This window comes from Pseudoduganella sp. UC29_71 (assembly GCF_042693265.1).
In the GTDB taxonomy this organism is placed as follows: Bacteria; Pseudomonadota; Gammaproteobacteria; order Burkholderiales; family Burkholderiaceae_D; genus Rugamonas.
The window spans coordinates 4668546-4692636 of sequence record NZ_CP170549.1 but is presented as its reverse complement, the minus strand read 5'-3'; the positions used below and the strand labels follow the sequence as shown (position 1 = coordinate 4692636).

24 protein-coding genes, 1 other RNA gene and 1 pseudogene are annotated in these 24091 nt (G+C 64.4%); 13 read left to right on the top strand and 13 right to left on the bottom strand.

Translation table 11 applies throughout. The annotated features are described in order from the left end of the window. Positions 1 to 10: 10 nt before the first annotated feature. Positions 11 to 1000: an ABC transporter substrate-binding protein gene (locus ACFJI2_RS20905; protein ID WP_377701705.1), complete on the bottom strand. Its 990-nt coding sequence runs from the start codon at positions 998 to 1000 to the stop codon at positions 11 to 13. Positions 1001 to 1183: 183 nt separating this feature from the next. Beyond that, the gene (locus ACFJI2_RS20900; protein ID WP_028833755.1) at positions 1184 to 2809 is read right to left on the bottom strand and encodes an oligopeptide:H+ symporter; all 1626 of its coding nucleotides are present in this window, start codon (positions 2807 to 2809) and stop codon (positions 1184 to 1186) included. A 250-nt stretch (positions 2810 to 3059) separates the two neighbouring features. Between ACFJI2_RS20900 and ACFJI2_RS20895 the strand changes: the two genes are divergently transcribed. The 3 genes from ACFJI2_RS20895 (at position 3060) to ACFJI2_RS20885 (ending at position 7306) form a co-directional block, all read left to right on the top strand. Continuing rightward, positions 3060 to 4682 (top strand): alpha-glucosidase, encoded by a 1623-nt coding sequence (locus ACFJI2_RS20895; protein WP_377701704.1) that lies wholly within the window; start codon positions 3060 to 3062, stop codon positions 4680 to 4682. Between the two features lie 139 nt (positions 4683 to 4821). Continuing rightward, entirely contained in the window at positions 4822 to 6699 is a 1878-nt protein-coding gene (locus tag ACFJI2_RS20890) for a glucokinase (protein WP_028833753.1), read from the top strand. A gap of 1 nt (position 6700) precedes the next feature. Continuing rightward, on the top strand, positions 6701 to 7306 hold the full coding sequence (locus ACFJI2_RS20885) for a hypothetical protein (RefSeq protein WP_377701703.1): 606 nt from the start codon (positions 6701 to 6703) through the stop codon (positions 7304 to 7306). A gap of 54 nt (positions 7307 to 7360) precedes the next feature. On the opposite strand, the gene ACFJI2_RS20880 is transcribed toward ACFJI2_RS20885, so the two are convergent. Further along, on the bottom strand, positions 7361 to 8029 hold the full coding sequence (locus tag ACFJI2_RS20880; RefSeq protein ID WP_028833751.1) for a hypothetical protein: 669 nt from the start codon (positions 8027 to 8029) through the stop codon (positions 7361 to 7363). A gap of 131 nt (positions 8030 to 8160) precedes the next feature. Here ACFJI2_RS20880 and ACFJI2_RS20875 point away from each other — a divergent pair, with 131 nt between their 5' ends. After that, a complete protein-coding gene (locus ACFJI2_RS20875) occupies positions 8161 to 8688 on the top strand; it encodes a PadR family transcriptional regulator (RefSeq protein WP_377701702.1) in 528 nt (175 codons plus the stop codon). A 26-nt stretch (positions 8689 to 8714) separates the two neighbouring features. After that, a complete protein-coding gene (locus ACFJI2_RS20870) occupies positions 8715 to 9974 on the top strand; it encodes an MFS transporter (RefSeq protein ID WP_377701701.1) in 1260 nt (419 codons plus the stop codon). 57 nt (positions 9975 to 10031) lie between these two features. Here the strand turns inward: ACFJI2_RS20870 and ACFJI2_RS20865 are convergent, their stop codons facing one another. Continuing rightward, positions 10032 to 10562: a hypothetical protein gene (locus ACFJI2_RS20865; protein WP_377701700.1), complete on the bottom strand. Its 531-nt coding sequence runs from the start codon at positions 10560 to 10562 to the stop codon at positions 10032 to 10034. Between the two features lie 143 nt (positions 10563 to 10705). On the opposite strand from ACFJI2_RS20865, the gene ACFJI2_RS20860 reads away from it, so the two are divergent. Further along, a complete protein-coding gene (locus tag ACFJI2_RS20860; RefSeq protein ID WP_377701699.1) occupies positions 10706 to 11092 on the top strand; it encodes a nuclear transport factor 2 family protein in 387 nt (128 codons plus the stop codon). A 106-nt stretch (positions 11093 to 11198) separates the two neighbouring features. On the opposite strand, the gene groL is transcribed toward ACFJI2_RS20860, so the two are convergent. From groL to ACFJI2_RS20845, 3 genes and pseudogenes are all read right to left on the bottom strand, one after another. After that, on the bottom strand, positions 11199 to 12836 hold the full coding sequence (gene groL, locus ACFJI2_RS20855; protein ID WP_377701697.1) for a chaperonin GroEL: 1638 nt from the start codon (positions 12834 to 12836) through the stop codon (positions 11199 to 11201). 18 nt (positions 12837 to 12854) lie between these two features. After that, positions 12855 to 13144 (bottom strand): annotated as a pseudogene (gene groES, locus ACFJI2_RS20850) (co-chaperone GroES). A 522-nt stretch (positions 13145 to 13666) separates the two neighbouring features. Next, entirely contained in the window at positions 13667 to 13900 is a 234-nt protein-coding gene (locus tag ACFJI2_RS20845) for a hypothetical protein (protein WP_107872959.1), read from the bottom strand. A 203-nt stretch (positions 13901 to 14103) separates the two neighbouring features. On the opposite strand from ACFJI2_RS20845, the gene ACFJI2_RS20840 reads away from it, so the two are divergent. The 4 genes from ACFJI2_RS20840 to ACFJI2_RS20825 all read left to right on the top strand — a co-directional run bounded on the left by ACFJI2_RS20840 (position 14104) and on the right by ACFJI2_RS20825 (position 15317). Next, positions 14104 to 14244, top strand: a complete 141-nt coding sequence (locus tag ACFJI2_RS20840; RefSeq protein WP_377701696.1) for a hypothetical protein — start codon at positions 14104 to 14106, stop codon at positions 14242 to 14244. Further along, positions 14241 to 14552, top strand: a complete 312-nt coding sequence (locus tag ACFJI2_RS20835; protein ID WP_107872955.1) for a cell division protein ZapA — start codon at positions 14241 to 14243, stop codon at positions 14550 to 14552. Before ACFJI2_RS20840 ends, ACFJI2_RS20835 begins: the two co-directional genes overlap by 4 nt. Positions 14553 to 14598: 46 nt before the next feature. Then, positions 14599 to 14777: non-coding RNA, 6S RNA (gene ssrS / locus ACFJI2_RS20830), on the top strand. Positions 14778 to 14858: 81 nt separating this feature from the next. Further along, positions 14859 to 15317, top strand: a complete 459-nt coding sequence (locus tag ACFJI2_RS20825) for an EVE domain-containing protein (RefSeq protein WP_377701694.1) — start codon at positions 14859 to 14861, stop codon at positions 15315 to 15317. On the opposite strand, the gene ACFJI2_RS20820 is transcribed toward ACFJI2_RS20825, so the two are convergent. Beyond that, a complete protein-coding gene (locus tag ACFJI2_RS20820; protein WP_377701693.1) occupies positions 15274 to 16212 on the bottom strand; it encodes a LysR family transcriptional regulator in 939 nt (312 codons plus the stop codon). The genes ACFJI2_RS20825 and ACFJI2_RS20820 overlap by 44 nt on opposite strands. A gap of 90 nt (positions 16213 to 16302) precedes the next feature. On the opposite strand from ACFJI2_RS20820, the gene ACFJI2_RS20815 reads away from it, so the two are divergent. Beyond that, complete coding sequence (locus tag ACFJI2_RS20815) at positions 16303 to 17109, top strand: isocitrate lyase/phosphoenolpyruvate mutase family protein (protein ID WP_377701691.1); 807 nt, start codon at positions 16303 to 16305, stop codon at positions 17107 to 17109. Positions 17110 to 17121: 12 nt separating this feature from the next. Here ACFJI2_RS20815 and lgt read toward each other — a convergent pair whose 3' ends face one another. Further along, positions 17122 to 17940: a prolipoprotein diacylglyceryl transferase gene (lgt, locus tag ACFJI2_RS20810; protein ID WP_107872947.1), complete on the bottom strand. Its 819-nt coding sequence runs from the start codon at positions 17938 to 17940 to the stop codon at positions 17122 to 17124. Then, entirely contained in the window at positions 17934 to 18836 is a 903-nt protein-coding gene (locus ACFJI2_RS20805; RefSeq protein WP_377701690.1) for a LysR family transcriptional regulator, read from the bottom strand. The genes lgt and ACFJI2_RS20805 overlap by 7 nt, the downstream gene beginning before the upstream one ends. 120 nt (positions 18837 to 18956) lie before the next feature. On the opposite strand from ACFJI2_RS20805, the gene ilvD reads away from it, so the two are divergent. Continuing rightward, positions 18957 to 20819: a dihydroxy-acid dehydratase gene (ilvD, locus tag ACFJI2_RS20800; protein WP_377701689.1), complete on the top strand. Its 1863-nt coding sequence runs from the start codon at positions 18957 to 18959 to the stop codon at positions 20817 to 20819. Between the two features lie 46 nt (positions 20820 to 20865). Here ilvD and ACFJI2_RS20795 read toward each other — a convergent pair whose 3' ends face one another. Beyond that, positions 20866 to 21090 carry a TIGR04438 family Trp-rich protein gene (locus ACFJI2_RS20795; RefSeq protein ID WP_132134910.1) on the bottom strand — a complete coding sequence of 75 codons (225 nt, stop codon included), beginning with the start codon at positions 21088 to 21090 and terminating at the stop codon, positions 20866 to 20868. A gap of 135 nt (positions 21091 to 21225) precedes the next feature. Here ACFJI2_RS20795 and ACFJI2_RS20790 point away from each other — a divergent pair, with 135 nt between their 5' ends. Further along, positions 21226 to 21537: a c-type cytochrome gene (locus ACFJI2_RS20790; RefSeq protein WP_107980941.1), complete on the top strand. Its 312-nt coding sequence runs from the start codon at positions 21226 to 21228 to the stop codon at positions 21535 to 21537. A 77-nt stretch (positions 21538 to 21614) separates the two neighbouring features. On the opposite strand, the gene ACFJI2_RS20785 is transcribed toward ACFJI2_RS20790, so the two are convergent. Both ACFJI2_RS20785 and ACFJI2_RS20780 read right to left on the bottom strand, forming a co-directional pair. Then, the gene (locus tag ACFJI2_RS20785) at positions 21615 to 22745 is read right to left on the bottom strand and encodes a branched-chain amino acid ABC transporter substrate-binding protein (RefSeq protein WP_107872938.1); all 1131 of its coding nucleotides are present in this window, start codon (positions 22743 to 22745) and stop codon (positions 21615 to 21617) included. Between the two features lie 80 nt (positions 22746 to 22825). After that, complete coding sequence (locus ACFJI2_RS20780; RefSeq protein WP_107873292.1) at positions 22826 to 23968, bottom strand: branched-chain amino acid ABC transporter substrate-binding protein; 1143 nt, start codon at positions 23966 to 23968, stop codon at positions 22826 to 22828. Positions 23969 to 24091: the final 123 nt, after the last annotated feature.

Here is a 24091-nt window from a genome sequence, read left to right as displayed (position 1 = left end):
TGTCCCCGCTTTATTTGATGTTGAGGCTTTTCTTTGCTTCTTCCAGCAGGTCGGTCTTGACCCATTCGGTGGCGACCGGCGCCTTGCGCATCTTGCCCACGCCGGTCTTGGCCATCACGTCCGTGGTGATCTGGATGTGCTGCGGCGTGATGTCGTAGCTGTAGGGCGAATTGCTGATGGCGTCCTGGAAGTCGTCGGAGGTGATCTGGTTCTTGAAGATCACTTCACGCACGTATTTTTCGGCGGTCGGCTTGTTGTCGATGAAGGTCTTGGTGGCCTGCAGGAAGCAGCTCATGAATTTGGCGGCGGTGGCGCGGCGCTCCTTGTAGAACTTTTCGCTCATCACCATGGTGCGCACCGGCTCGCCGATCGGCGTGTCGTAGGGCTTCATCACTTCCACGCCGAAGCCCTTGTTGATGGCTTGCGACGATTGCGGTTCCGATTGCATGATGGCGTCCAGGTTCTTGCCGAGCAGGGCCTGGTTCAGGTCGGCGAAGGCCAGGAAGATCAGTTGCACGTCCTTGCCCGGCTGGTCGGAGAAGGTGATGCCGGCCTGCTGCAGTTCGGCCGCCAGCAGGACTTCGTGGATGCCGCCGCGCGTGACGCCGACCTTCTTGCCTTTCAGGTCCTTGATGGATTTGATGCCGCTGTCCGGACGCGCCACCAGGCGCGCGCCGCCCTTGGCGAAGCCGGCCACCACGTAGATCGGGGCGCCGTTGGCGCGGCCCTGGATGGCGGCTTCGGAGGCGGTGGTGCCGACGTCCAGCTCACCGGCCAGGATGGCCTGCATTACGTCCGGGCCTTTGGCGAAGATGTGTTCCTCGACCTTGATGCCGCACTTGGGGGCAATCTCCTTGATGTACGACACGGCGCCGTAGTGCGCGAATTTGAGGTTGCCGAGGCGGACCACTTCCTGGGCGCTGGCGGTGGTGGCCGATGCTGCGAATGCGGCTGCAATGGCGAATGGAATGGTGCGGGCGATGGTTTTGCTGATGCTCATGTTCGTCTCCTGAACGGGTTTGTTGTAAGGAGCTATTGAGCAGAAAGCGTGCCAAGCAGGCCGGAAAAGCCAAGTGCTTGATTTGATTCGTTTGGTGCGCTGCCGCAGAGCTGCGGCGGGGAGGGCGGCGTGGCGGAAATCCGCACCCGGCGCATGGCCGTGTGCGGATTTCCGCCGCCAGGGTTATGCGGACTTGGGCTCCGGCGTGCCGTAGCACGGATTCGGCTCGGGCTCGGGGCGGTAGTTGTCCACCATGCGGTAGCGGGTGGCGTACCAGGCGAAGATGGCCGCCGCCAGGCCGGCGAAGGCGGCGAAGAAGTACATCTGGAAGGCCATCACCGAGAAGCCGGTGCTGGCGATGTAGGCCGACACGGCTTCGTTCTTCACGCTGGAGTTCAGGATCAGCACCCACAGGTTGCCGACCGTGACGGCCAGGTACCACAGCGACATGATGGTGCCCTTCATCGATGCCGGCGCCTGGCTGTAGGCGAACTCCAGGCCGGTGGCCGATACCAGCACTTCGCCGAAGGTCAGCAGCGCGTAGGGCAGGATCTGCCACGCCATCGACACGGCCGTGCCGCCGTCCATCACCACCTGCAGCGTGCCGATCACCACCCAGGCCAGCGCGGAGAAGAAGATGCCCGCGCCCATGCGGCGCAGCGCGGTCGGCTCGATGCCCATCTTGCGCAGGATGGGCAGCAGCGCGATATTGTTGAAGGGGATCAGCAGCATCACCAGCAGCGGGTTCAGCGCCTGCATCTGCGCCGGCACGAAGCTGAAGCTCCAGCCCAGCAGCTCGTAGGTCGGGTGGGTCATGTCGTTGGCCTGCACGATCCAGGTGGAGGCCTTCTGGTCGAACAGGGACCAGAACGGCGTCACCAGCGCGAACACGATGAAGATGCGCAGCACGGCGCGCACGCCGTCCACGCCTTCGTCGCTATGCTTGCCGCGCGCGCGTTCCAGCTGCATCGAGGTGCCGATGCCGCCGAAGGCCAGCAGCAGCACCAGCGCCGTGCAGGCGGCGATGACGAAGCCCCACTTGGGCGTCATGGCCAGCGAGCCGAGGGCGCCGATGACGCCCACCATGGCCATCGCCAGGCCGGTACGCGATTGGCCGGGCGCGGTGCTGAGCAGGGCGGTCTTGGCCACGTTCATGAAGGAGTTCGGGTTCGGCGCGGCCGGCGGCACGTGCACGTACTTCTTGCGGCCCAGCCACAGCACGAAGGTGGCGATGAACATCAGGATGCCGGGAATGCCGAAGGCCACGGCGCCGCCGTAGTCGCGCAGGAAGATGGGCATCAGCAGCGAGGCGAAGAAGGAGCCGAAGTTGATGCTCCAGTAGAAGGCGTCGAACACGACCTTGGCGCGGTTCTTGTTGGTCTGGTCGAACTGGTCGCCCACGAAGGAGGCCACCAGCGGCTTGATGCCGCCGGAGCCGAAGGCGATCAGGCCCAGGCCCAGGTAGAAGCCTTCCAGGTTCTTTTCAAAGATGGCAAGGCAGGCATGGCCGGCGCAGTAGATCAGGCTGAACCAGAACACGGTGTTGTATTTGCCGAAGTAGCGGTCGGCCAGCCAGCCGCCCAGCAGCGGGAAGAAGTACACGCCGATGACGAAGGTGTGGAATACGTGCTTCGCTTCGCTGGGGCGGTCCGCCAGCGGGATGAACAGCAGCAGGGTGCTGATCAGGAACGGCGTGAGGATGTTGCGCATGCCGTAGAAGCTGAAGCGCTCGCAGGCTTCGTTGGCGATGATGTATGGGATTTGCCGCGGCAGTGGCCCGTTGCCCTGCTGCGCTAAGGTTTGTGACATGAATTCTCCCGGAAGGTCTCTGAGCCGGATGCTATGCCGAACGTGCTGCGCTTGGCAACTGGTATATGCAAGTTGTATTTTGGTAAATACGCTGAATAATTTTGTAGTTTGACTACTGTGGAGGCTGGCCGTAAATTCGTTATCTATATGATTTATAAGAGGAAGTGCTGTTTTGCGTGCACTTGCATCTGATTGAAAAATCCAAATTCTTCATGTATATTCTCTACAAACATCACACTAGGATACCGACATGAGCAAAGAATTGTCCCCGAACTGGTGGCGCGAAGCGATCATCTACCAGGTTTATCCTCGCAGCTTCAAGGACAGCAACGGCGACGGCGTGGGCGACCTGCCCGGCATTACCGCCAAGCTGGACTACATCGCGCAGCTGGGCGTGGACATCGTCTGGATCTCGCCGTTCTTCAAGTCGCCGATGAAGGACTTCGGCTACGACATTTCCGACTACTGCGACGTCGATCCCCTGTTCGGCACCCTGGCCGACTTCGACGCCCTGATCGCCAAGGCGCACAGCCTGGGCCTGAAGATCATGATCGACCAGGTGATGTCGCACACGGCCGAAGACCATCCCTGGTTCGCCGAGAGCCGCCAGAGCCGCGACAATCCGAAGGCCGACTGGTACGTCTGGTCCGACCCGGCGCCGGACGGCTGCCCGCCGAATAACTGGCTGTCCGTGTTCGGCGGCTCGTCCTGGCAGTGGGACTCGCGCCGCAAGCAGTACTACATGCACAACTTCCTGGTCAGCCAGCCGGACCTGAACTTCCACAACCCGGAAGTGCAGCAGGCGCACCTGGACGCGCTGCGCTTCTGGCTGGAGCGCGGCGTGGACGGCGTGCGCATGGACGCCTGCAATTTCCATTTCCACGACCGCCAGCTGCGCAGCAACCCGCCGGCGCTGGTGCGCGACACCTCCACCGTCACGGACGTGAACCCCTACGGCATGCAGGCCCACATCCACGACAAGACCCAGCCTGAAAACGTGGCCTTCCTGAAGAAGCTGCGCAAGCTGCTGGACGAATACGGCGCCGTCGCCATCGGCGAAGTGGGCGCGGACGATTCGCTGGCCGTGATGGCCGAATACACCGAAGGCGGCGACAAGCTGCACATGGCCTACAGCTTCAACCTGCTCACGCCGGTGTGCTCGGCCAGGCATATCCGCTCGCAGGTGGAGCAGTTCGGCGCGCGCGTCAAGGACGGCTGGGCCTCCTGGTCGGTGGGCAACCACGATTCCATCCGCGTGATGACGCGCTGGGGCGGCGAGCATCCGTCGCCGGAAATGGCCAAGCTGGTGCTGGCCATGCAGCTGTCGCTGAAAGGCACGCCTTGCCTGTACCAGGGCGACGAGCTGGCCTTCACCGAGGCGGACGTGCCGTATGAACTGCTGCAGGACCCGTACGGCATCACCTTCTGGCCGGAGTTCAAGGGCCGCGACGGCTGCCGCACGCCGATCGCCTGGAACCAGGAGACGAACGGCGGCTTCACCAGCGGCAAGCCATGGCTGCCGGTGGACGAGAAGCACATCGCCCGCGCCGCGTCGGTGCAGGAAGCCGACGCCGCTTCGCCGCTGGCCTTTGCGCGCAAGATCATCGCCTGGCGCCGCACCATGCCGCAGCTCACGCGCGGCGACGTGGTGTTCTTCGACACGCCGGAACCGGTGCTGGCGCTGCGCCGCGACCTGGCGGGCGAGCGCAGCGTGCTGGCCGTGTTCAACCTCGGCAAGGAGCCGGTGACGGTAGCGCTGCCGCAGGCAGCGGGCGCGGAAGCCATCGGCGCGCCGGGCCTGCCGGGCGAGGCCGGCGCGGACGGCAGCGTGAAGCTGCCAGCCTACGGAGCCTGGTTCGGCTACGCCGCCTGACGTAGGGCGGGTCCGATGACCCGCCGGGCGCCGTCGAAATGCTTGCACGGCGGGTCAATGACCCGCCCTACAAAAGCAGGTTTTAGGGTATCCTTGCCGCCTTCCGGGGCGTTATCTTCCCAACAAAACAAATTCGACGATGAGACAAGCTGAAGTTGACCAAAAAACCAGCCGCACCGCTTTCGCGGACGGTCCGCGCCTGCTGGCCGATATCGGCGCCACGCATGCGCGCTTCGCGCTGCAGACCGGCCCGTCCGAGTTCCGCGCGGTGCGCGTGCTCAAGTGCGACGACTTCACCGGCATCGTGCCGCTGCTGCGCACCTATCTGGCCGACCATGCCGACATCACGCTGAACCACGCCGCGCTGGCGGTGGCCAACCCGGTCAGCGGCGACTATGTGCGCATGACCAACCGCGACTGGGAATTCTCCACCGACGAGGTGCGCCGCGCGCTGGGCCTGCACACGCTGCTGGTGGTGAACGATTTCACGGCGCTGGCCATGTCGCTGCCGGGCCTGAAGCCGGCCGACCTGATGCAGGTGGGCGGCGGCGCCCCCGCCAGCAATTCGGTGATCGGGGTGCTGGGGCCGGGCACCGGCCTGGGCGTGTCCGGCGTGATCCCGACGGTGGACGGTTTCGTCACGCTGGGTTCGGAAGGCGGCCACACCAACTTCGCCCCCGCCGACGAGCGCGAATACGCCATCCTGCAGTACGCGTGGCAGACCTGGCCGCACGTGTCGACCGAGCGCCTGATTTCCGGCCCCGGCATGGAGATCATCTACCGCGCCATCGCCAAGCGCAACGGCCGCAACGTGAAGGACCTGAACGCGCAGGAGATCATGGCCGGCGCGCTCACCGACAAGGACCCGCTGTGCCTGGAAGTGCTGGAATGCTTCTGCGCCATGCTGGGCGGCGCCAGCGCCAACCTGGCGGTGACGCTGGGCGCCTTCGGCGGCATCTTCATCGGCGGCGGCATCGTGCCGCGCATGGGCGAGTGGTTCGCCACCTCGCCGTTCCGCGCGCGCTTCGAAGCCAAGGGCCGCTTCACCACTTACCTGTCCGAGATCCCGACCTACGTCATTACCACGCCGAACCCGGCGTTCTACGGCGTGGCGACGATTTTGTCCGAACACCTGCGCGGGCGCAGCGGCGCCAACACGCTGATGGAGCGCGTGCAGCACCTGCAGCATGAGCTGACCCCGGCCGAGCAGCGCGTGGCGGCGCTGGTGCTGGAGCAGCCGCGCCTGGTGCTCAACGAGCCGATTGCGGACATCGCGCGCCTGGCCGAGGTGAGCCAACCGACCGTGATCCGCTTCTGCCGCTCGCTGGGCTTCTCCGGCCTGGCCGACTTCAAGCTGAAGTTCGCCAGCAGCCTGACCGGCGCGATTCCCGTGCGCCACAGCCAGGTGCGCGTGTCCGACAGCACGCACGACCTGAGCGCCAAGGTGATCGACAACACCGTGTCCGCCATCCTGAAGTTCCGCGACCAGCTGGACGTGCGCTCGCTGGACAAGGCGATTGCGCTGGTGGCCAAGGCCAAGCGCATCGAGTTCTTCGCCATGGGGAATTCGCGCGTGGTGGCGCTGGACGGGCAGCACAAATTCTTCCGCTTCCGCATTCCGACCGCCGCTTACGGCGACTCGCACCTGTTCGTGCTGGCGGCCGGGCTGCTGAAGGCGGGCGACGTGGTGATCGCCATTTCCAATTCCGGCAAGCTGCCGGAGCTGCTGGACGCGGTGGACGCCGCGCGCGCGGCCGGGGCGGACGTGATCGCCATTACCAGCAGCCAGTCGCCGCTGGCCAAGCGCGCCTCGGTGTGCCTGGCGGTGGATCACTCGGAGGACAGCACCACTTTCCTGTCGATGATCTCGCGCATCCTGCAACTGCTGCTGATCGACATCCTGTCGGTGGGCATTTCGGTGGACGCGCAGAACGCCGAGCTGGTGCTGGAGCGCAAGGCGGGCGAGGGCGTGGAAGCCGACAGCCGCCGCCTGCTGATCTCGCACCTGGATAGCTGACATGCGGACACCGTCGACATCGCAGGGCGCCGCCGGGATCGCCGCCGTGCTCTGCCTGCCGCTGTGCCTGGCGCTCGCGCTGCCGGCTGCGCTCCCTGCTGCTGCGCAGGCGGCCCAGCCGGCGCAGGGCGGCGCCACCGCCTGCACCTTCCAGCCGCCGTCCCCGGCGCTGGCGGCGCGCGCTTATCCGCAGCAGACTTTCGTGCGCAAGAAGAACAACGGCGCCACCGAGTCGGCGCAATTGGCCAAGGACGTCCGGCTTGAGATCCTGCATGCGCAGTGCGTGGATACGCTGGTGACGGAATACACGCTGGTGCTGCCGCGTCCCGCCGGCGAGCACGACACGAACTACTGGCTGGATTTCGCTGCGGCGGAAATGCAGCGCCTGAAGACGAGCAAGGCGGCACGCGATGTGCCGGGCCTGCTGGCCTTCCTGAAGAAAGCCCATGGGTTGAAACCGGCTGGCGGCAAGCTGGCTGCCTGCAAGGACGGCACGCTGCCGGTCGAAGGCGAATGCGACTTCGAAAGCCTGGGCGGCTATATCTTCAAGGTGGACACCACGCGCAACGCCGTGCGCATCACCATCACCGACTACGCCAGCGCTTAACGCCCCCGCGCCGACGCCGGCCGGGCGCGCCGTCTGGGCGCGCTGGCCAGCCGATTACTCGCTGGCCTGGCGCACCACCAGGTCCAGCAGTGCCTGCGCGCTCTGGATGGCCGACGAGGCGCGCGCGTCCTTGGCCAGCGTCTCGAACGTACCCTGCGTGAAATACAAGCCGTCCGAGGCCAGGAAGCCGATGCGCAGATGGCCCGGGCCGGGCGGCGGCATGCGGCCGCCCACGGCCGGCGTCGCCTGGCGCAGCGCGGGCTTGGCCGTTTCCACCAGCGCCCGGGCGCTGGCCGCCACCGGTTCCGGCGAGCCTTCAAACACGGCGAACTTGCCGGTCTGGTTGATGTAGCGCACGGTGCCGTCCGCGTAGGCGGCCAGCACATCCAGGCCTTCATCCAGCGGCACTTCCACAATCACGCCCAGCAGCTCGTGCGCCGGCACGGCATGGCCGTTCTCGCGCAGCCAGTTGCAGGCCAGGATGCGCACGCGGCTTTCCTCATCGTGGTCTTCCGCAATGGTGCGTACCACGGAGGCGTCGGCCTGTTCGCCGAACAGCGCGGTCTCGGTGCCCTGCGGCTGGTACAGCGACGATTCGTCGCAGAACAGCAGGTTGTAAATCAGGTTCAGCTCATCCTGCTTGTACGGAGCGCTGGGTGCAACGGGGCCGGTAGGCGCCGCTGGGGATTTTTTACCGAAGAGGGAAAGTAGTTTCTTGAACATGGGGCTGAACAACGGGACAGAGCTTGCATGATACGGCAATGCGCGAAATCTGGTGGCACAAAAAAAATCTTGAAGTTTCGGAAAAAGCAGTTAAGATATATCTTAGTTCGATATATCTTATGGAGATTCCCATGTTCCACTTTTTCAAAGGCCAGCACCGTTTCCACCCGCATATGCATGGCCACGGCCATCACCGGGGCGGCGGCGGGCGCGGTCCAAAAATGTTCGACTCGGGCGCCATGCGCTATGTGGTACTGCAGCTGATTTCGGAAAAGCCGCGCCACGGCTACGAAATCATCAAGGAGCTGGAGCAGCGCACCGGCGGCAGCTACACGCCCAGCCCGGGCGCGATTTACCCGCTGATGTCGATGCTGTACGACATGGGCCATGTGTCCATCAGCCATGACGGCGCCAAGAAGCTGCACACGGTCACGCCCGAAGGCCAGGCTTTCCTGGACGAGAACCGCCAGATGGTGGACGCCATGATGGCGCGCCTGAGCGAGCCGGCCGAGGCGGGCGGCGACCTGCGCTCGCTGATGCATGAATTGAAGGAAGCGGTGATCCGGCGCGCACGCGACGGCGCGCCGAACGAAACACGGCTGCAACATATTCGCGCTATCCTGCGCCAAGCTGCCGCCGACATCAACCAACTCGATTGAATCCAACGCGATTGAACGGATAGCCTATGACAACTGTACCCCCTGTAGCACCCGTGTCCGCCGCGCGCGAACGCCTGATCCTGTGGCTGCTGGCGCTGACCCAGTTCACCGTCATCATGGATTTCATGATCATGATGCCGCTGGCGCCGCAACTGATGCAGGCTTTCGGCAAGACGCCGGCGGCCGTGTCGGGCGCGGTGTCGGTGTATTCCTGGTGCGCCGGCCTGTCCGGCCTGCTGGCCATGACGTATATCGACCGCTTCGACCGCAAGCGCCTGCTGCTGGCGATGTTCTTCCTGTTTACCGTATCCAACCTGGCGTGCGCGCTGGCGCCCAATTTCCACGTGCTGGTGCTGTCGCGCGCCTTTGCCGGGCTGACCGGCGGCGTGCTCGGCGCGATCTGCATGGCCATCATCGGCGACCTGGTGCCGCCCGAGCGGCGCGGCGCCGCGACCGGCATCGTCATGACCTCGTTCAGCCTGGCCGCCATTGCCGGCGTGCCGGCCGGCGTGATGATGTCGGCCCATTTCGGCTGGCAGTCGGCGTTCTACCTGCTGGTGGGCTTCTCGATGGTGATCTGGTGCGTGGGGCTGCGCGCGCTGCCGTCGATGTCGGCGCACCTGAAGGCGGCGCCGGTGCCGGTGGCGCGCATCCTGCCCGAGCTGGTGGGCATGTTCCGCGTGCCGGCGCACTTGAAGGCGTTTGCGCTGTCGGGCATGACGATGATGTCCGGCATGATGGTGATCCCCTTTATTTCGCCTGTGCTGGTGGGGAATTACGGCGTGCAGCCTGCCGAGATCACGTGGATTTACCTGGCCGGCGGCCTGGCCACGCTGTTCAGCGCGCGGCTCATCGGCGCCTGGTCGGACCGCGCCGGCAAGCAGCGCGTGTTCCGCTACGTGGCGGCGTTTTCCATCCTGCCGCTGGTGCTGATCACGCACCTGCCGCACGTGCCGCTGATCGGCTTGATCCTGATGTTCCCCTTCTTCATGACGGCGCTGTCCGGCCGCACCGTGCCGCTGCAAGCCTTGATGACGACGGTACCCGAACCGTCCAAGCGCGGCGCCTTCCTGAGCGCCAATTCGGCGGTGCAGCAGATGGGAACGGGGCTGGGCGCCTTCGTCGGCGGGCTGTGGCTCAGTACTGACGCGGCAGGCCACATTGCCGGCTACGGCTACAACGGCTGGGCCGCCGCCGCGCTGACGGCGATGGCGATACTGTGGATCAGCCGCGTGCGCAGCGCCGCAGTTGCAACGCCCCCCGCCGCGCGCTCCGTTAATGCGTAGGGCAGGTTAGCGGGGCACGCCCCGCGTAACCCGCCGCAGCCGCAGCCGCAGCCCGACTCACTCACCCGCCCCGCTGCGCTGCATCGGCTTCTTCTCCTTGCGCCACTGCTCCAGCGTCATCGGCTCGCCGCTGACATCGTCGTCGACCAGGATCTCGCCGTCGGCCTGCGCCACCAGGAAACTCTCCCAGCGCTGCGCTGCCTCCTTGCTGTTCTCCACAAAGCTGAGCTGATAAAACTGCTTGCCTTTGAAGGCGCGCAGCTGCGCGTCATACTCCATCAGCGCCCCATGCGCCTGGCCTTTCGAGTCCTTCTCGATCTTGTCCGCCCACGCCTTCAGTTCCGGCAGCGCCATCAGCGCCGCCACCGCCTGCTCGCGGCTGAGCGCGCCCTTGGCCGCCGGCGCCTGCAGCGCCACGCTGCCCGCGCTGGCCACCGTCGCTACCGGAGAGGACGGCGCCGATGGAGAAGACGGCTGCGCCTCATGGCGCACCGAGTACAGATAATAAGCACCCAGGCCAGCCGCCAGCAGCCCGGCCAGCGTCCCGGCAATCGCGGCGGTTTTCGAATTCGGAGAGCGCGGTGCCATCGGATGAGAGCCTTGTCGTAGAGAGAGGAAAGTTGCGGCCATACTAAACCAAAGGGGAGGGAGCGGCAACTCCGGGCTGGCCATGCGCCCCGCGCGGCCTACAATGAACTGGCGGCCAGGCCGCATCACTGATGGAGGCTGATATGTCCAACCCAACTGAAGTTGTTCAGCAACTCTATGCCGCGTTCGGCCGTGGCGACATTCCCGCCGTGCTGGAACTGGTTGCCGGCGAGGTCGACTGGGAATGCGTGGCGCCGCCCTCGGTCGCCTACGCTGGCCGCCGCCGCAACCGCGAGCAGGTGGCAGCCTTCTTTGCCGACATCCCGAAGGCCGATGCGATCCGTGTCTTTGAACCGCGCGAATTCATCGCGGCCGGCGAGCACGTTACCGTGCTGGGCTGGGAAGAGTCGTCCGCGCTGGAGACTGGCAAGGACTTCGCGTCCGAGTGGGCGCATGTGTTCACCGTGCAGGACGGCCGGGTCACGCGCTGGCGCGGCTTCCTGAACACCGCGGCGCGCTACGGGTTCTGAGGCCGAAATGTCAAAAGCCCGCAAGGCGCGAACCTTGCGGGCTTTTTCAGCGGTGAACCGGCGCGGTTTGGCGCGCACCGGTTATTACACGGCTATCACACGGCTATTACATCATGCCGTCCATGCCGCCCATGCCACCCATGCCACCCATACCGCCGGCTGGCTTGTCTTCGGTGATTTCAGCAACCATGCAGTCGGTGGTCAGCATCAGGCCGGCGATCGACGCTGCGTTCTGCAGTGCCGAGCGAGTCACTTTAGCTGGGTCCAGCACGCCCATTTCAACCATGTCGCCGTAGGTGCCGTTGGCGGCGTTGTAGCCGTAGTTGCCTTTGCCAGCCAGGACGGCTGCGACAACTACCGATGCTTCTTCGCCGGCGTTCTGCACGATCATGCGCAGTGGCTCTTCCATCGCGCGCAGAACGATCTTGATGCCAGCTTCCTGGTCAGGATTGTCGCCTTTGACGGTCAGTTGCGAGCGGGCGCGCAGCAGGGCTACGCCGCCGCCTGGCACGATGCCTTCTTCCACCGCAGCGCGGGTGGCGTGCAGCGCATCTTCCACGCGGGCTTTCTTTTCTTTCATTTCAACTTCGGTGGCAGCACCGACCTTGATCACGGCAACGCCGCCAGCCAGCTTGGCTACGCGCTCTTGCAGTTTCTCGCGGTCGTAGTCCGAGGTCGCTTCTTCGATCTGCACGCGGATCTGCTTGACGCGCGCTTCGATGTTCGATGCGTCGCCGGCGCCATCGATAACGATGGTGTTTTCCTTGCCCACTTCGATGCGCTTGGCCTGGCCCAGTTCCGCCAGGGAGATTTTTTCCAGGGTCAGGCCGATTTCTTCAGCAACAACCTGGCCGCCGGTCAGCACGGCGATGTCTTCCAGCATGGCCTTGCGACGGTCGCCGAAGCCTGGGGCTTTCACTGCGCAGGTTTTCAGGATGCCGCGGATGTTGTTCACAACCAGGGTCGCCAGCGCTTCGCCTTCGATGTCTTCAGCGATGATCAGCAGCGGACGGCCAGCCTTGGCAACTTGTTCCAGTACCGGCAGCAGGTCGCGGATGTTGGAGATCTTCTTGTCGCACAGCAGGACGAATGGATTGTCCAGGATGGCAACTTGCTTTTCCGGGTTGTTGATGAAGTATGGCGACAGGTAGCCGCGGTCGAACTGCATACCTTCCACGATGTCCAGCTCGTCGTTCAGCGACTTGCCGTCTTCCACGGTGATGACGCCTTCCTTGCCCACTTTTTCCATCGCTTCAGCGATGCGCTCGCCGATCGAGGAATCGGAGTTGGCGGAGATCGAGCCTACCTGGGCGATCTCTTTGGAGGTGGTGCATGGACGGGCGATGGCAGCGATCTGCTCGACGGTGGCAGCTACTGCCTTGTCGATGCCGCGCTTCAGGTCCATTGGGTTCATGCCGGCGGCAACGAACTTCATGCCTTCGCGCACGATGGCCTGGGCCAGCACGGTAGCGGTGGTGGTACCGTCGCCGGCGTTGTCGCTGGTTTTGGAAGCAACTTCCTTGACCATTTGCGCGCCCATGTTCATCAGCTTGTCTTTCAGTTCGATCTCTTTAGCGACCGACACGCCGTCCTTGGTAACGGTAGGGGCGCCGAAGGAGCGCTCCAGCACCACGTTACGGCCCTTAGGACCCAGGGTGACCTTGACTGCGTTGGCGAGGATGTTTACGCCTTCAACCATCTTGGCGCGCGCTGCGTCGCCGAATACTACGTCTTTAGCTGCCATGTTCGAATTCTCCTGTGATTACTTGTTAACAACGGCCATGATGTCTTCTTCGCGCATCACCAGCAGCTCGTCGCCGTCGACTTTGACAGCTTGGCCGGAGTATTTGCCGAACAGGACGCGATCGCCCACTTTGACTTCCAGCGGACGCACTTTGCCGTCGTCCAGCACTTTGCCATTGCCCACTGCCAGGACTTCGCCCTGGTCTGGTTTTCGGCGGCTGCGTCAGGAATGATCAGGCCGGATGCGGTTTTGGTTTCCTGGTCGAGACGTTTGACGATGACGCGATCGTGCAAAGGGCGAAGGTTCATACAAAACTCCTTTATCAATGGTTGTCATGCTGATGAGGCTGCGGCCGGCCGGTGCCACGCCGCCGCCTCGAAATCTTGTTAGCACTCTCGGCTAACGAGTGCCAATTATAGGGACGCTTATGCCCTATTTCAAGACAGGCATGAACTTATTTAATTGCCAGCTATGGAAAACAGGGTGGCTGTGGCGGAAACCGCGCGCTTCCTTGCGCTGGCTCAAGTATTGTTTGATGGCTTAAATAGCAAGCTTTCATTTAAGTCAAGCGGCTTTGGGCTGGAGGCGGTAGCTCAACATTGCGGGAAGGCCGCCCATGTTCAAGTCCTCATTTGCCGGCTTGCTTGCCGCATCCCTGCTGGCCGCCAGTGCACCGCCATCACTTAGCCTGCGCCTGACCGGGCAGATCAACCAGAACCGCACCGTCACGCTGCAGCCGCAGTGCCAGCCGGAAGAGCAGCGCCGCGAGCGCAACGGCTGCCGTGCGGTGAGCTTCTATTTCATTCCGCCGGAAGGACGATACAAACGATTTATACGGTTTCTTCGGCTGCTCGCATGCGGCGATCGGCCGCACCAGCGCGTCCGGTCAGCGCGCGGGGCAGATCGCGTTCGCAGCCGCGCATGTTCTCAAGCACTACTCCTTGCACCAGCGCATAGCCGTCCGGCTGCACGCGCAATTCGTCCTGGACGGCGGCGCCCAGCACCAGTAGCGGCGGCGCCAGCGGCAGTGTTAGCGCACCCAGCAAGGCTGCCAGTTTTTCCATGGCCTGAGGACTCCTCCTAAATATGTGCATCATGCGCGTGTAGCTGTTGACGCGGCTTCCCTTGCCATCCTATAGTTGCGGGATGATCTCCGAATTCCAAGAACTCTCCGACAAAATCGACCAGCTCGCCGAGATGAGCCTGGAGCTGCGGCGTGAAAATGCGCAGCTGCGCCAGGCCAATGCAGCCCTGGTGGCGGACAGATATGGCTTGCCAGCGCCGGTTGGCCGAAGCGCACGCGCGCGTGTCGGCCCTGCTGGACAAGATACCCGCGATTGAAGGCACGGCAGCGGCCGCGCCGGTGCAAATGGATGTGCAAGAGGACGCGCAAGAGGACGTGCAATGATACATCTGGACGTGAGCATCATGGGCCAGCCTTACCGCCTGGCGTGCAAGGAAGAAGAAGAGCGCGCGCTGCGCGAAGCGGCCAGCTTCCTCGACAAGAAGATGACGGCCATCCGCGACGCCGGCCGCGTCAAGGGCAACGACCGCATCGCCGTGATGGCGGCGCTGGGCATGGCGGCCGAATTCCTGTCCGCGCGCGCGCCGCAAGGGCCGTTGTCGGACATGTCGGTGCTCGACATGCAGGACAAGATGGCAGCCATGCACAAGGTGCTCGACAGCGCGCTGACGCCGCAAGAAAATCTGTTTTAGCGAACGAAAGGCCTTTCCCTGGCGGCGATAGAGGAGTAAACTCCGTGTCACCCTGCAGTGTTCGCGGATGCCATATATTCCTTGAACCATTTGTATGCAACGGTCGCGGAAATTTGTTTGATGGGAGTGAGCGTCGCTAGCCCGATGAACCCGAAATTGAACTAACTGTGACCACCTGAGCCACCAGGTTCGGGATGCCGGCATAGCGGCACAGGCGGGGCTCTAATCCCAAAAGAGCGGTTGTTAGCACCACGGTGCGCAGCCGCTTTTTTACGTCCCTCGCTTTTGCATTGATGAAGGAGCGCAATGGCTTACTGGCTGATGAAATCCGAACCGGACGAGATGAGCATCGACGACGTGCTGGCCGCGCCGGGGCGCACGGTGCCGTGGTTCGGCGTGCGCAACTACCAGGCGCGCAACTTCATGCGCGACGCCATGAAGGTGGGCGACGGCGTGCTGTTCTACCATTCCAGCTGCCCGCAGCCGGGCATCGCCGGCATCGCCGAAGTGGCCAGCGCCGCCTATCCGGATGATACCCAGTTCGATCCCAAGAGCCACTACTACGACCCCAAGTCCAAGCCGGAACAGCCGCGCTGGCAGATGGTGGACGTGAAAGCCGTGCGCAAAACGCGGCTGCTGCCGCTGGCCGAACTGCGCACCATCCCCGCGCTGGAAGACATGGTGCTGCTGCAAAAAGGCAGCCGCCTGTCCATCACGCCGGTCACGCCGGCGCAGTGGAAGACGATACAGGCGCTGCTGAAGTAGCGGCGGGTGGCGCGTCCCAGCGCGCCTGCAGGAACTCGACGAAGGCCTTGGCCGCAGGCCCCATGCGGCGCTGCGGCCGCACGCAATAGACGCCCGTTTCCCGCCCGGTCCATTGCGGCAGCACTTGCACCAGCTCGCCGGAGCCGATGGCTGCCGCCATGATCACCGAGGAATGGAAGGCGATGCCCAGGCCGTCGATGCACAGGCGCCGGATGGCGTCGGCATTGTTTCCCTTGATGCGGCCAGCGGGCGCCAGGCTGCGCTCCTGGCCCTCGCAGAACAGGCGCCACACGCCGCCATCCTGGTTGGCGCTCGAGGCCAGGCACTGGTGCCGCTGCAGATCCTCGAAGGTTTGGGGCGTGCCGTGGCGCGCCAGATAGGACGGCGCGGCGAGCAGGATGCGGCGGTTCTCCAGCAGCTTGTGCGCCACCAGCGAGGAGTCCTTCATGCGGCCGATGCGCAGCGCCAGCGTGACCCCGCCGCCCACCAGATCGACGTAGCCATCCTCCAGCCGCAGCTCGAGCTGCACGTGCGGATAGGCGTCCAGGAACGCCGCCATGTGCGGCACCACGTGGCTGTGGCCGAACGCCACCGGCACGCTGACGACGATGGCGCCGCGCGGCAGTTCCTGTTCGTCCCGCACCATCTCGTAGGCGCTGCGCAACTGGGCCAGGGCGGCGCTGCACTCGGCGAAATAGCGCTGGCCGGCGCCGGTCAGCGACATGGCGCGCGTGGTCCTGCTCAGCAGCGGCGTGCCCAGCTGCTGTTCCAGCGTCTTGACGATGCGGCTGACGGAAGACGGCGTCATGGCCAGCGCCTTGGCCGCGCGGGCGAAGCTCTGGTGTTCGACCACGGCCACGAAGGTGCGCACCAGGTGCAGCGAGGGTTCGTTCATTGTGATGTCTGCGGAATGAATATGTGCGATCCAGGGCTATTATCACGCCAAATGCTCGCTATTAGAATGGCTTCTTTTACGGAGCCACTCATGGATACTTTGCATACTGCGGCCGCCTTGCGCGCACTTCACCTCCAGGCCGCGCCCCTGCGCCTGCCCAATGCCTGGGACGCGGGCAGCGCGCTGCAGATCGCGCGCCTGGGCGCCGCGGCCATCGCCACCACCAGCGCCGGCGTTGCCTGGTCGCTCGGCTACCGCGACGGCAACGCGCTGCCGGTGGCGGAACTGGCGGCGCGCGTCGCGTCCATGGCGAGGGTGCTGACGGTGCCCCTGAGCGTCGATATCGAAGGCGGCTATGCGGACGATCCGGCCTGCGTGGCCGACACGGTGTCGCGCCTGATCGACGCCGGCGCCGCCGGCATCAACATCGAGGACGGCGCCGGCGCGCCTGGCCTGCTGTGCCGCAAAGTCGAGGCGGTGCGGGCCATGGCGGTACGGCGCGGCGTGCCGCTGTACGTCAACGCGCGCACCGACGTGTATGCGCGCGGCCTGGCGCCGGCCGGGCAGCGGGTGGCGGAAGTGCTGGCGCGCGCGCACGGCTACCGGGAGGCGGGCGCCGACGGCCTGTTCGTGCTGGGACTGGTGGATACGGCGGAGATGCGCGCCATCGCCGACGGCAGCGGCCTGCTGCTGAACGTGATCGTGTGGCCCGGCTTGCCGCCGCTGGACAGCCTGGCGGCGTTCTGCGTGCGCCGCGTCAGCGTGGGCTCATGGCTGCCGCAGACGCTGTGGCGGCACAACGCGCGGCTGGTGTCGGGCTTTCTGCGGGATGGCGCCACGGCCGCGCTGATGGACCACGCCGCGCCCTACGCCGAGGTGAACGCCGCGTTCGCGTGATGGCCTGCCGCCTCAGGCCGCCGCGGGGGCGGTGGCCGAGATGTTGCGCTTGTAGGACCACAGCAGCAGCACGATGGCGCCGACGATCATCGGCAGCGACAGCATCTGGCCCGACGAGATGGTGAAGCCGAGGAAGCTCACCTCGTAGTCGGGCGTGCGGAAGTACTCGGTGAAGAAACGCGCGCAGCCGTACAGCAGGGTGTACATGGCGCCCACGGCCAGCCGCGGCCGCGCGTGGCGCGCGAACATCCACAGGATGATGAACACCAGCAGGCCGTCCACCAGCGCCTGGTAGATCGGCGACGGGTGGCGCGGCATGGCGTCCACGTTGGGCCAGATCATGGCCCACGGCAGCGACGGGTCGGCGTAGCGGCCCGGCAGTTCGGCGTTGATGAAGTTGCCGATGCGGCCGGCCGCGTAGCCGAGCGGCACCAGCGGCGCGATGAAGTCGTACACGTCCAGCACATTGCGCCCGGCCTTGCGCGCCCACAGCCACATGGCCAGCATCACGCCCAGGAAGCCGCCATGGAAGGACATGCCGCCGCGCCAGACGGCGAAGATCTCGAGCGGATTTTGCAGGAAGAATTCGGGACGGTAGAACAGCACCTCGCCCATGCGCCCGCCGATCACCACGCCCAGCATGCCGTAGAACAGCATGTCGTCCAGGTCCTTGTTCTGCCAGCCCAGCCGCGCGATGTGCGGCTGCTTGATGCGCACCCGGCCCAGCGCCACGAACATGGCAAACGCCAGCACATACATCAGCCCGTACCAATGGACTTTGACCGGACCTAGCGAGAAGGCGATGGGATCGGGCAGCGGGTGTATCAGCATTGCGTATTCTTTCTTAACAGTTCGAGGAAGCCTTGCAGCACCGGCGAGGGATTGTCGCGGCGCCAGGCCAGCCCGGTCTCGACCAGCGGTGTGGGGTCGAGCAGCGCGCGGTATTCTACTCCGGGGCGCTTCAGGTTCGACACCGATTGTGGCACAAGTGCGAGGCCCATGCCAGCCGACACCAGGCTGACGATGGTCTGCATCTGGATCGCTTCCTGCCCGATGACGGGCGTGATGCCGGCCGCGTGGAACACGCCCAGCGCCGCGTCGTACAGCGCCGGCGAGATGGCGCGCGGGAAGATAATCAGCGGCAGCGCGGGCAGGGCGGCCAGCGCCACCTTGCGCTTGCCGTGCAGCGCCGCCAGCCCGGCCGGCGCGGCCAGCACCAGCGGTTCCTTCAGCACCGGCAGGTAGTCGAGTTCCTCGCGCGCGCGCTCGGGCAGGGGCGGGATCAGCAGGCCGGCGTCGATGCGCCCGTGCAGCAGGTCTTCCAGCTGCAGGTCCGAGGTGGCTTCCTGCAGCGCGATCTGCACCTGCGGGTAGGCCGCGCGGTAGGCGCGCAGGAAGGGCGGCAGCACGCTGTAGTCGGCCGAGGAGACGAAGGCCAGCGCCAGGCGCCCGACCTCGCCGGCGGCGGCGCGCTGCACCAGCTGCGGCAGCTCCTGCGCCTGCGCCAGCATGCGGCGCGCCTCCGGCAGCAGGGCGGTGCCGGCCGCCGTCAGCGCCACGCCGCGCCGGTTGCGCTCGAACAGCGGCGCGCCCAGCAGTTCTTCCAGCGCCTGGATGGCCTGCGACAGCGGCGGCTGCGTCATGTGCAGGCGCTGCGCGGCGCGGCCGAAATGCAGTTCCTCGGCCACGGCGGCGAAGTAGCGCAGCTGGCGCAATTCGAGGTTCATATGAAATCCTATGGTATTTCGTTGCTGTGATATGTGTAGCATATCACAGAGGCGGAAAAGCGATATTTGACATGGCAGTGCGGGCAAGGCACTCTGCTAGCACATCATAGGAGTCTCACCATGCCCCAATACCGTTCCCGCACCACCACCCACGGCCGCAACATGGCCGGCGCCCGCGCCCTGTGGCGCGCTACCGGCATGAAGGATGGCGATTTCGACAAGCCCATCATCGCCGTCGTCAATTCCTTCACCCAGTTCGTGCCCGGCCACGTGCACCTGAAAGACCTGGGCCAGCTGGTTGCGCGCGAAATCGAAGCGGCCGGCGGCGTGGCCAAGGAATTCAACACCATCGCCGTGGATGACGGCATCGCCATGGGCCACGGCGGCATGCTGTACTCGCTGCCCTCGCGCGACCTGATCGCCGACTCGGTGGAATACATGGTCAACGCGCACTGCGCCGACGCCATGGTCTGCATCTCCAACTGCGACAAGATCACCCCCGGCATGCTGATGGCCGCCATGCGCCTGAACATCCCGGTGGTGTTCGTGTCCGGCGGCCCGATGGAAGCGGGCAAGGTCGTCAAGGTGGTCAACGGCGGCCAGAAGATCATCAAGCTGGACCTGGTGGACGCCATGATCAAGGCCGGCGACAGCACCGTCTCGGACGCCGACGTGGCCGAGATCGAGCGTTCCGCCTGTCCCACCTGCGGTTCCTGCTCCGGCATGTTCACCGCCAACTCCATGAACTGCCTGACCGAGGCGCTGGGCCTGTCCCTGCCGGGCAACGGCACCATCCTGGCCACGCACTCGGACCGCAAGGAGCTGTTCCTGAAGGCCGGCCGCCTGGTCGTGGAACTGGCCAAGCGCTACTACGAACAGGACGATGAAACCGTGCTGCCGCGCTCCATCGCCACCAAGGCCGCGTTCGAGAACGCCATGGCGCTGGACGTGTCCATGGGCGGCTCCACCAACACCGTGCTGCACCTGCTGGCCGCCGCGCACGAAGCCGAAGTCGAATTCAAGATGGCCGACATCGACCGCATCTCGCGCAACGTGCCCTGCCTGTGCAAGGTGGCGCCGATGACGGACAAGTTCCACATCGAGGACGTGCACCGCGCCGGCGGCATCGTCTCCATCCTGGGCGAACTGGCGCGCGCCGGCCTGCTCGACACCTCGGTCTACAGCATCCATGCGCCCACGCTGGGCGACGCCATCGAGCGCAACGACGTCAAGCGCAGCGACGACCCGGCCGTGCACCAGATGTTCCGCGCCGCGCCCGGCGGCGTGCCGACCCAGACCGCGTTCTCGCAATCCGAGCGTTTCGAATCGCTGGACCTGAACCGCGAAACCGGCTGCATCCGCGACAAGGCGCACGCCTATTCGCAGGACGGCGGCCTGGCTGTCCTGTACGGCAACCTGGCGGAAAACGGCTGCATCGTGAAGACGGCCGGCGTGGACGAGAGCATCCTGAAGTTCAGCGGCAAGGCGCGCGTGTTCGAAAGCCAGGACGCGGCCGTGGAAGCGATCCTGGGCGACACCGTGCATGAAGGCGACGTGGTCATCATCCGCTACGAAGGCCCGAAAGGCGGCCCCGGCATGCAGGAGATGCTGTATCCGACCTCCTACATCAAGTCCAAGGGCTTGGGCAAAGCTTGCGCGCTGTTTACCGACGGGCGCTTCTCGGGCGGCTCGTCCGGCCTGGTGATCGGCCACGCTTCGCCGGAAGCGGCCGAAGGCGGCGCCATCGGCCTGGTGGAGGAGGGCGACATGATCGATATCGATATCCCGAACCGTACCATCAACCTGCGCGTGGATGCCGCTACGCTGGCGGCGCGCCGCGCGGCGATGGAAGCGAAGGGGGCCGATGCGTGGCAGCCGGTGAACCGCGACCGTTATGTGTCGCAGGCGCTGCAGGCGTACGCCGCGCTCACCACCTCGGCTGACCGGGGGGCGGTGCGCGACTTGTCGCAGCTGAAGCGCTAACTCGGCGCACAGACGGCGGATTACGCGGCGTTGCCGCTAATCCGCCCTACTTTTTCTTGTCGAAACTCTGCTTCACGCGCGCCTTGCGGCGCTGCTCGTCGACGTTGTGGGCCTTGCGCTTGTCCAGGCCCAGCATGGGTTCGAGCACCTCGAACCACGCGAAGGCGAACACCATCAGCCCGACGATCCACCACCAGGACAGTTCCGCGAAGCGCCACACCTCGAAGTAGCGCAGCCCGCACAGGGCCAGTATCAGCAAAATCAGCGGCATAGAAATTCTCCTTTACATCATCTTACAAAAGAAAGAGCTATACCGGGGCTAATATTGTGGCGGCCGTCAACCCGGGCTATCATGCCAGCGTTGTGGAAAGGCGTTAGAATGCATGTAGTTACTTTGGAGAAAACGATGAAACGATTTCTGATGATGGGTATGGTGGCCGTATCGGCTTTCGCAACGCAATCCGCAATGGCGAACGCAGACCTGGCCAAGGCGAAAAACTGCATGGCATGCCACGCGGTTGCAAACAAGCTGGTCGGTCCTGCCTACAAGGACGTAGCGGCGAAATACGCCGGCCAGAAGGATGCGGAAGCCAAGCTGGTGACGAAGGTAATGAAGGGCGGTTCCGGCGTGTGGGGCGCAATCCCGATGCCAGCCAATCCCCAGGTGAGCGAAGCGGAAGCCAAGACCCTGGTGAAATGGGTCCTGGCCCAGAAATGATGTAAGAAGATTGTAAAATATTGCCCCGAAAATGGGGTCAGGGTTAATTAAATAATTAACCCTGACCCCATTTTTTTTTAGCGGACCACTTCGATCAGCTGGCGTTTGCCGTCCTTGTAGCCGTACAGGGTCAGGGCGCCGTTGTTGATGTCGCCGAACTTGTCGAAGCTGATCGGGCCGGTGATGCCCTGGTACTTGATCTTCGCCAGGAAGGGCAGGTACTTGGCCGGGTCGGCCGACTTCGCTTCGGCCATCGCGGCCGTCATCGCCATCACGGCGTCGTAGGCGTACGGCGCGTAGATCTGCACCTCGGAGTTGTACTTGGCCTTGTAGCGTGCCGCGAACTCGTCCAGGCCCTTGCGCTGGTTGGCCGGGATGCCGCCCGCTTCGGCGCAGGTGACGATGCCGTCGGCGCCGCCGGACAGCTTCGGCAGCGCTTCCGTGCACACGCCGTCGCCGCCCATGAAGTGGGCCTTGATGCCCAGCGCCTTCATCTGGCGCAGCAACGCGCCGGCAATGCCGTCCATGCCGCCGAAGAACACCAGGTCGGGGTTCTTGGCGCGGATCGAGGTCAGGATGGCGGTGAAGTCGCTGGCGCGGTCGGTGGTGTATTGCTTGTCGACGATTTGCGCGCCCTTGGAACCCTTGATGAACTCGCTGGCCACGCCCTGGCCGTAGGCGGTGCGGTCGTCGATCACGGCGATGCGCTTGGCGCCCAGCTTGGTGACCGCGTACTTGCCCAGGGTGCCGCCCAGCTTATTGTCGTTGGCGACGATGCGGAAGGCGGTGTTGAAGCCCTGGTGGGTGTAGACCGGGCTGGTGGCGGAGGCCGAAATCTGCGGAATGCCGGCGTCGTAGTAGATCTTGGAGGCCGGTATCGAGGTGCCGGAGTTCTGGTGGCCGATAATGCCGTTGATCTTGGCGTCCACCAGCTTTTGCGCGGCGGCCGTGCCCTGTTTCGGGTCGCCCGCGTCGTCTTCAGCCAACAGCACGAATTTGACGGCTTTGCCGTTGATCTTGAAGCCTTTGGCGTTCAAATCCTCGACCGCCATGCGGGCGCCGTTTTCGTCTTCCTTGCCCAGGTGGGCCGAGGGGCCGGAGGTGGCGGCGACGTGGCCGATTTTCACGACTTCCTGCGCCGCAGCCAGGCCGGGAATGCTGCCGGTGAATGCCAGCGCGAGCGAAGCAGCGATGTACTTTATTTGCATATTGCTATCCTTGAAATGAAAAAAGGCCGTCCAGCGCTGGACGGCCTAGGGCAATTATCGCCGATTATTTATTTCTGGGCTTATTTGATGACTTCAGTCTTGGTTTTCACGCCGTTCTTGTAGGTGAACAGGGTCAGCGAGCCGTCCTTGATGTCGCCCTTCGAATCGAAGGAGATCAGGCCGGTGACGCCCTGGTACTTGATGTTGGCCAGGTAGGGCAGGTATTTGGCGGGATCGGCCGACTTGGCGTCCATCATGGCCTGCGCCATCACCATCACCGAGTCGTACACGTAGGGCGCGTACAGCTGCACTTCCTGGTTGTATTTCTTCTTATAGCGGGCGCGGAAGTCGTCCATGTTCTTCTGCAGCTCGGGACCAACGCCGCCGGCTTCGGCACAGGTGACCACGCTTTCCGGCGCGTTGTCGCCGGACAGGCGCGGCAGCGCGTCGGTGCACAGGCCGTCGCCGCCCATGTACTTGGCATTGATGCCCAGCGCCTTCATCTGGCGCAGCAGCGGGCCGCCCACCGAGTCCATGCCGCCGAAGAATACCAGGTCGGGATTCTTGGCCTTGATGGAGGTCAGGATGGCGTTGAAGTCGGTGGCCTTGTCGTTGGTGAATTCCTTGGCCACGATCTGCACGCCAGGCTTGGCCTTGGTCGCGCCTTTGACGAACTCGTCCTTCACGCCCTGGCCGTAGGCGGTGCGGTCGTCGATCACGGCAATCTTCTTCGCGCCCAGCTTGTTGACGGCGTAGGCGCCCAGCGTGCCGCCCAGCTTGGCATCATTGGCGACGATGCGGAAGGTGGTCTTGAAGCCTTGCTGGGTGTATTTGGTCTGGGTGGTGGCGGGCGACACCTGCGGAATGCCGGCGTCCGAGTAGATCTTGGAGGCCGGGATGGAGGTGCCGGAGTTCAGGTGGCCGACCACGCCGTTCACGTGGGAGTCGACCAGCTTCTGCGCCACGGTGGTGCCCTGCTTGGGATCGCTGGCGTCGTCTTCGGCCTGCAGCACGAACTTGACGGGCTTGCCGTTGATCTGCGGGTTCTTTGCGTTCAAATCCTCGATCGCCATGCGGGCGCCGTTTTCATTGTCCTTGCCGAGGTGGGAGGACGGGCCGGAGACTGGGCCGACGTGGCCGATCTTGATAATTTCCTGTGCGCTTGCGCTGCCTGCGAAAGCCATTGCAATGGCAAATGGAATCAACTTGGTGTTGAACTGCATGAACATTCTCCGATGGATTAGTAACGGCAGCGTCTCATGAACGCCACTTCTAGGTTCTGCTGCACGAGAAGGTACAACAAATTATCCGCTACGCAAAGCGGGAAGCGGAGGATTTGTGCAATT